Annotated in this window: 7 protein-coding genes; 6 read left to right on the forward strand and 1 reads right to left on the reverse strand. The window is 72.1% G+C overall.

Annotated elements, in window-relative coordinates:
- Nucleotides 1-240 precede the first annotated feature (240 nt).
- The 5 genes from ABZ194_RS16090 to ABZ194_RS16110 all read left to right on the forward strand — a co-directional run bounded on the left by ABZ194_RS16090 (nucleotide 241) and on the right by ABZ194_RS16110 (nucleotide 4,809).
- Nucleotides 241-1,005, forward strand: coding sequence for a TSUP family transporter (locus tag ABZ194_RS16090; RefSeq protein WP_355596753.1), 765 nt, complete (start codon nucleotides 241-243; stop codon nucleotides 1,003-1,005).
- Between the two features lie 148 nt (nucleotides 1,006-1,153).
- Nucleotides 1,154-2,164, forward strand: coding sequence for a YafY family protein (locus tag ABZ194_RS16095; protein ID WP_355596755.1), 1,011 nt, complete (start codon nucleotides 1,154-1,156; stop codon nucleotides 2,162-2,164).
- 70 nt (nucleotides 2,165-2,234) lie between these two features.
- Nucleotides 2,235-2,573: a PadR family transcriptional regulator gene (locus ABZ194_RS16100; protein ID WP_355596757.1), complete on the forward strand. Its 339-nt coding sequence runs from the start codon at nucleotides 2,235-2,237 to the stop codon at nucleotides 2,571-2,573.
- A complete protein-coding gene (locus tag ABZ194_RS16105; RefSeq protein ID WP_355596759.1) occupies nucleotides 2,570-3,667 on the forward strand; it encodes a hypothetical protein in 1,098 nt (365 codons plus the stop codon). Before ABZ194_RS16100 ends, ABZ194_RS16105 begins: the two co-directional genes overlap by 4 nt.
- Before the next feature lie 89 nt (nucleotides 3,668-3,756).
- A complete protein-coding gene (locus ABZ194_RS16110; protein ID WP_355596761.1) occupies nucleotides 3,757-4,809 on the forward strand; it encodes an RNA polymerase subunit sigma-70 in 1,053 nt (350 codons plus the stop codon).
- A 100-nt stretch (nucleotides 4,810-4,909) separates the two neighbouring features.
- Here the strand turns inward: ABZ194_RS16110 and ABZ194_RS16115 are convergent, their stop codons facing one another.
- On the reverse strand, nucleotides 4,910-6,091 hold the full coding sequence (locus tag ABZ194_RS16115; protein WP_355596763.1) for an MFS transporter: 1,182 nt from the start codon (nucleotides 6,089-6,091) through the stop codon (nucleotides 4,910-4,912).
- 164 nt (nucleotides 6,092-6,255) lie between these two features.
- On the opposite strand from ABZ194_RS16115, the gene ABZ194_RS16120 reads away from it, so the two are divergent.
- Nucleotides 6,256-6,611 (forward strand): transposase (locus ABZ194_RS16120; RefSeq protein WP_355596765.1); only part of this gene is annotated, 356 nt, incomplete at its 3' end.

A 6,611-nucleotide genomic window follows, 5' to 3' on the forward strand; every position in this document is an offset into this window, starting at 1 on the left:
TTGACGGGTTCCTGATCAACGGCCGGCGGGGAGGGCGCCGATACGATCACGCCATGGACTTTACCTCGCCTTTTATCGACGTGGGCGGATCGAATCATGAAGGCCGGTGTTTTCCGAAACACCTGACCAGGCGGGTGAGGGCGGCGGGGGAGGGCCGGACGGGGCGCCCCCGGGAGAGTCCCGGCCCGCGGGGGATGTCGGTACGCTCTGCCGGTCGAACGTGTGATGTGGAGGCCTGGCGTGGATACGGCGGAGATCGTTCTGCTGCTGGCGGCCGCGGCCGGGGCGGGGTGGATCGACGCCGTGGTCGGCGGGGGAGGGCTGCTGCAACTCCCCGCCCTGCTGCTGGCGGGGGTGTCACCGGTCCAGGCGCTGGCCACCAACAAGTTCGCCGCCGTCTTCGGCACCGCGTCGGCCGCCGTCACCTACGCCGGAACCACCAAGATCGACAGGCGGGTCGCGCTGCCCGCCGGGGCGGCGGCAGTCGTGTTCGCCGGGCTGGGCGCGGCATCGGCGGCGGCGATCTCCAGGGAGGTGCTCATCCCGCTGGTCATGGCCGCCCTGGTGGGGGTGGCGGTGTTCGTGACCTTCCGTCCGGCCTTCGGCGTTCACCCTCACGGCCGGCCGCGCACCCGCGCCAGGACGTCGGCCGCGATCGCCGTCACCGGTGCCGGGATCGCGTTCTACGACGGCATCGTCGGCCCGGGCACCGGTACCTTCCTGATCATCGCCTTCACCGTGATCCTCGGCATGGACTTCGTGGCCGGCTCGGCTCACTCGAAGATCGTCAACTCCTGCACGAACCTGGGGGCCCTGCTGGTCTTCGGCTTTCAGGGCCATGTGCTCTGGCTGCTCGGCCTGGCCATGGCGGTCTGCAACATGGCCGGAGCCCAGATCGGCGCCCGGATGGCGCTGCGCCGGGGCGCCAGGTTCGTGCGCGTCGTGCTGCTCTGCGTGGTGGCCGTGATGGTGGCCAGGCTCGGCTATGAGCGGTTCCTCCTCTGAACCACTATTGATCTACTTTGTAAAGGAATGATCCGGAAAACCGGCCCCCGATGCCGCGGAGACAGCCTGCGGAGCCGGAACGGACGGCCCGTGCGGGGCGACCGCGCGCGGCGGTCGTGCACGGCGGTCGTGCGGGAGAATGGACGCCATGCGCGCCAGTCGTCTGCTGTCGCTCCTGCTGCTCTTGCAGACCCGGGAGCGGATGACGGCCGCCGAGCTGGCGGGGGAGCTGGAGGTCTCGATCCGCACGGTCTACCGGGACGTGGAGGCCCTGTCGTCGGCCGGGGTCCCGGTCTACGCCGACCGGGGACCCGCCGGTGGATACCGGCTGCTGGACGGTTACCGTACCCGGCTCAACGGCCTGACCGCGGCTGAGGCGTCCTCGCTGTTCCTGGCGGGGCTGCCGGGGCCGGCCGCGGAGCTTGGGCTGGGTGAGGTGGTGGCCAACGCCGAGCTGAAACTCCTCGCCGCGCTGCCGCCCGAGCCGCGCTCTCACGCCGCCCGGATGCGCGAGCGCTTCCACCTGGACGTCCCCGGCTGGTACCGCGACGCCGACGACGCGCCCTTCCTCGGTGAGGTCGCCGAGGCGGTGTGGGAGCAGCGCCCGATGCGGATGACCTACCGGCGCTGGGGGCCGCGCGACGTTGAGCGGCTGGCCCACCCCTACGGCCTGGTGCTCAAGGGGGGTTCGTGGTATCTCGTGGCGGCCGCCGACGGGGGAGCGCCGCGGACCTACCGGGTCTCGCGGATCCTGGCCGCCGAGATCCTCGACGGCCGGTTCGAGCGGCCAGGCGACTTCGACCTGTCCGCCTACTGGGAGCGTTACGCGGCGGAGTTCCGGGCGCGGATGCGCGTCGGTGAGGCCGTGGTGCGGGTGGCGCCGGGTGTCGAGAAGATGCTCCGGCACACCGTCGGCGCCGAGGTCGCCGACGTCGCGCTGGCCGAGGCCGGTCCGCCCGACGAGCACGGCTGGACCGTGGTGCGCCTGCCGACGGAGTCGATCCGGCACGCCCACTGGCTGCTGCTGCGGCTGGGCGCCGACGTCGAGGTGCTGGAGCCGCCCGAGCTGCGCGCCCGGATGGCCGCCACGGCCACCGGGCTGGCGGAGCTGTACGGCTCGGCCGCGGAGGAGGGCGCCACCGCCCGCCGGGACCGTTGAAGACGTCCCCCGCCATGCCTCAACGGCACGAGTCTCCCAATATCCTGCTTGACGATATATGCTGGTGCTCATGAGTACACGGACGATGACGGAACCGGCGTTCCTCGTTCTCACCGCGCTGGTCGACCAGTCGCGGCATGGTTACGGGGTCGTGCAGGAGGTCGAGAGGCTGTCGGAGGGGCGGGTGCGCTTGAAGATCGGCACGCTGTACGGCGTGCTGGACCGGCTGGCCGCCGACGAGCTGGTGGCCCTGGACCGTGAGGAGGTGCAGCAGGGACGGCTGCGCCGCTACTACCGGCTCACCGAGTCCGGGGCGCGCGCCCTGGAGGCGGAGGCCACCCGGCTGGCCGGAAACGTGACAAGCGCCCGCGAACGGCTGCGGGCCCGGCACGCGGGAGGGATGGCGTGAGCCTCCTGGAGGACCGCTACCGGTATGTGCTGCGCATGCTGCCCGCCTCCTACCGCGCCGAGCGGGAGGAGGAGATGGTCTGCGCCTTCATGGAGGGGGCGGGCGACCTCGACGACGCCGACAACCCCCGGCCGCGCTGGTCGGAGATCGCCAGCGTCGCCGCCCTGGCGGCGCGCGTCCGCCTGGGGGGCGCCGGTGCGCCGCCGAGGTTCGTCGTCCGGAGCGAGACGATCCGCCTGGTGGCCGTGCTGGGACTGGGCTTCCACGCGGCGATGAGCTGTGTCTGGCTCGGGGACCTCCTGAGGCTCTACGGGCTCCTCGGCTCGCCGCCCGCCGTCGATCAGGCGGTTCTCGGCGCCGCCGGATCGGCGGAGCGGCTCTGGGGAATCGTGCGGAATCTCTCAGGTCTCCTGTGGGTCGTGGCCTTCGTCTCGCTCGCCCGAGGTCGTTCACGCACCGCGAAGACATCGGCGCTGCTCGCGCTCGGCCTGTACTACGGCTCCGTCCTCCCGGCAGGCGCCATGATCTGGGATGAGAGCGTCAAGGCCGGGGTCGTCCGGAGTCTGGTGTTCGTTCTGCCGGTGCTCGCGCTGCTGGCGGGGTTCCACCGGGACGCGCCACGACCACGCCGCCCCTGGTGGGTGGCGGCTCTGCCCGTCGGCGCCGGTGTCCTGCTCCATGCGGTCCTGAGCGCGCTGTTCTCGGTGATGTCGGCGCCGGCCGTCGACCCGTCGGCCTGGTCCTGGCTGTGGCCGTGGCTGGGTGAGCCGGGGCTGGCCTGCCTGGCGCTGCTGACCGCGAGCGTGGCCTGCGTCGGGACGCGGCTGCGGGTGCCCGCCACGCGGACCCCCTCCCTGCCGTCGGCGCTGGCGATCCTGATCGTGCCCGTGGTGTTCTCCATCGCCTTTGACGTGATCGGCTGGACCTTTCAGGTCGACGATCCGATCACCCGGACCATGGAGGCCGTGAGCGTCGTCCAGCTCGTCGCGCTCCTGCTCTGCTGTCCGGCGCTCATCCTGCTGAGCGCCAAGGTGACACCCGCCCTCCCCGGAACGGCTCCGCCCTCCGCCGTGAACCCCCGGGCCGAGCGATAGCCCAGGGGGCCGGGCATGTCGGCGATGAGTTTTCCGGCAGGGGGTCGTCATATTGGTGATGCCGTGCATGCGAGGACGAGGAGCGATCGGTGCGTAAAGTCGAGGTCAGGGCGGGCGAGGCCGAGGAGGGCGCGGTCGTCGACGCCGCGCGGACGGGTGACGAGTCGGCGTTCGCCGAGCTCGCCGAGAGATACCGGCCGGAGCTGCAGGTGCACTGCTATCGGATGCTCGGCTCGTTCGAGGATTCGGAGGACCTGGTGCAGGAGACGTTCCTGCGCGCGTGGCGGGGCCGGGAGGGCTATCAGGGGCGTGCCACGTTCCGGGCGTGGCTGTATCGGATCGCGACCAACGCCTGCCTGGACTTCATCGACCGCAGACCGGTCGCGCGTCAGACGGCGGCGGGAGGCCGGAGCGGGGGGATGCCCGCGGTCGCGGTTCCGTGGTTGCAGCCCTATCCCGACCGGCTGCTGGACTCGATCGCATCGAACCAGGACACCCCGGACACCGCCGTCGTCGCGAAGGAGACGATCGAGCTGGCGTTCCTGGCCGCGATCCAGCACCTGCCGCCCAGGCAGCGGGTGGTGCTGATCCTGCGTGACGTGCTCGGCTGGTCGGCGAGGGAGACGGCCTCGCTGCTGGAGGCGAGTGTCGCCTCGGTGAACAGCGCGCTGCAGCGGGCCCGGCCGACGCTGCGGAACCACATTCCGGAGCGCAGGCTGGAGTGGGCGCCGTCGGAGGAGCCGAGCGAGCACGAGCGGGCGGTGCTGCAGCGCTACATGGCCGCGATCGAGCACGCCGACGACGTCGCCCTGGCCGAGCTGCTGAGTGAGGACGCGCGGGCCAGCCAGCAGCCCGGAGCCGGTGGTTACGAGGGGCTGGAGCCGGCCTGTGTCGAGGGGCGGGAGGCGATCATCGCGGCGTGGGCGCCGGCTCTGCACGGTCCTCACGCGGTCGAGTTCCGGTTCGTGCCCACCCGTGCCAACAGGCAGCCGGCGGCGGCGTCCTACATCCGGGCGCCGGGCGACTCCGCCTACCGGGCGTTCGCGCTGAGCGTGCTGCGCGTCGAGGACGGAGGCGTCGCGGAGCTCGCCACCTTCGCCTCGGACCTCTTCCCGGCGTTCGACCTTCCCACGACGTTGTGACGGCCGCCGCAGGCGGCTCCTCCTCCCCGCCCGGACGCGCTCGCCCCTCACCGGGCGGCGCCCGGTCCGCGTCCGAGCGGCAGGCTCCGACCGGCCTGTCTCACGGAGGGGGCGCGAGGGGCCGGCGGGGCGGGCGCAGGGCGCCGGCCGTGGCGGCCATGAACGCGGCGAGGAGGGCGGGAACGCCGAGGGCGGCGGGCAGGCCGACGAGTTCGGCGGCGCCTCCGATGATGGCGGGTCCGGCGACGAGCCCGGCGTAGCCGACGGTGGCGACCTGGGCGATGGCCTCTCCCGAGCGGGCGGGGTCGCGGTTTCCCGCGGCGGAGAAGACCTGGGGGACGATGGTGGCCAGGCCCAGGCCGAACAGGGCGAATCCGGCGATGGCCACGGGGGCCCGGCCGATGAGCAGCGCGGTGCCCAGCCCGGCGGCGGCGATGAGCCCGGAGTAGCGGACAAGGCGTACGGGGCCCAGGCGCAGGGCGAGGTGGTCTCCGGCGAAGCGGCCGGCGGTCATGGCGGTGGAGAAGACGGCGAAGCCGAGGGCCGCGACGCCCTGGGAGGCGTGGAGGTCCTCGAAGAGGTAGACGGCGGTCCAGTCGACGGCCGCGCCTTCACCGACGAGCCCGGCGAAGGCCACGACGCCGATGAGGACGATCCAGCCGGACCAGCGGGCGCGGGCGGTGGCCGCGCGGGGGTTCTTGGTGGCCGTCGTGGTGCGGGGGAGCAGGTGGCGGCGGGCGCGGAGGGAGATGAGGGCAATGGGGATCCCGGTGGCGGCGAGGGTGATGCCGGCACCGAGGCCGAACCAGGCGAACAGGCCGCCGATGCCCGCCCCGATGAGGCCGCCGACGCTGTACATGCCGTGGAAGGACGACATCAGGGGGCGGCCGTAGGCGCGCTCGACCTCGACGGCGTGGGCGTTCATGGAGACGTCCAGGGAGGCGTTGACGACGCCGTACAGGAACAGGGTGAGGATGAGGACGCCCAAAGTGGGGGCGTAGCCGGCGGGGACGACGGCCAGGGAGGTGGCGACGGCGGCGGGGGCCACCACGCGGGAGCTGCCGAGGCGGTCGGTGAGGCGGCCGGCGAAGCGCATGCCGGCGACCAGGCCGGTGGTGATGGCGAGCAGAGCGTAGCCGAGCTCTCCGTTGCCGAGGTCGAGGGCGTGTTTGACGGCGGGGATGCGGGCGGCCCACGCGCCGGACACGGTACCGAGCGCGACGAAGAAGAAGGACACGGCCCGGCGGGCGTGGACGGCCCGCCGGGCCGGGGTGTCGCTCATGAGGCGCCCCCGGGGTCGTGGTTTCCGGGGCGTCATTCAATCATCTGGTTTTTCAGCGTGGAGACTCCTGCCTTCAGGCAGGGGAGGAAACGCGGCACGGTGCCGCGCGGTCCGGGGTCGAACTCACCTCCATCTTCAACTGATCTTGTGGTATTATGTGAGGCGTGGCGCATGTTGTGAGGCGGGCCTACAAGTACCGCTTCCACCCGACCTCCGAGCAGGCCTGCGAGCTTGCCCGGACGTTCGGCTGCGCCCGCCTGGTGTACAACAAGGCCCTGGAGATGCGCACCCGCGCCTACACGCTGGAAGGCCGCAAGGTCTCCTACGTGCAGTCCTCGGCGGCACTGACCGAGTGGAAGAAGACCGCCGATCTCGCGTTCTTGAACGAGGTGTCGTCGGTTCCGCTCCAGCAGGCGTTGCGCCACCTTCAGGCCGCGTTCTCCAACTTCTTCGCCAAGCGGGCCAAGTACCCCACCTTCAAGGCGCGCAAGAGGTCGCGGGCGAGCGCGGAGTACACCCG

It is taken from the genome of Streptosporangium sp. NPDC006007 (genome assembly GCF_040614315.1).
Taxonomy (GTDB): domain Bacteria; phylum Actinomycetota; class Actinomycetes; order Streptosporangiales; family Streptosporangiaceae; genus Streptosporangium.

Coding starts and splice junctions, on each gene's coding strand:
- ABZ194_RS16115 (WP_355596763.1), bottom strand. CDS start 6,091: ATGAGCGACACCCCGGCCCGGCGGGCCGTCCACGCCCGCCGGGCCGTG.
- ABZ194_RS16095 (WP_355596755.1), top strand. CDS start 1,154: ATGCGCGCCAGTCGTCTGCTGTCGCTCCTGCTGCTCTTGCAGACCCGG.
- ABZ194_RS16100 (WP_355596757.1), top strand. CDS start 2,235: ATGAGTACACGGACGATGACGGAACCGGCGTTCCTCGTTCTCACCGCG.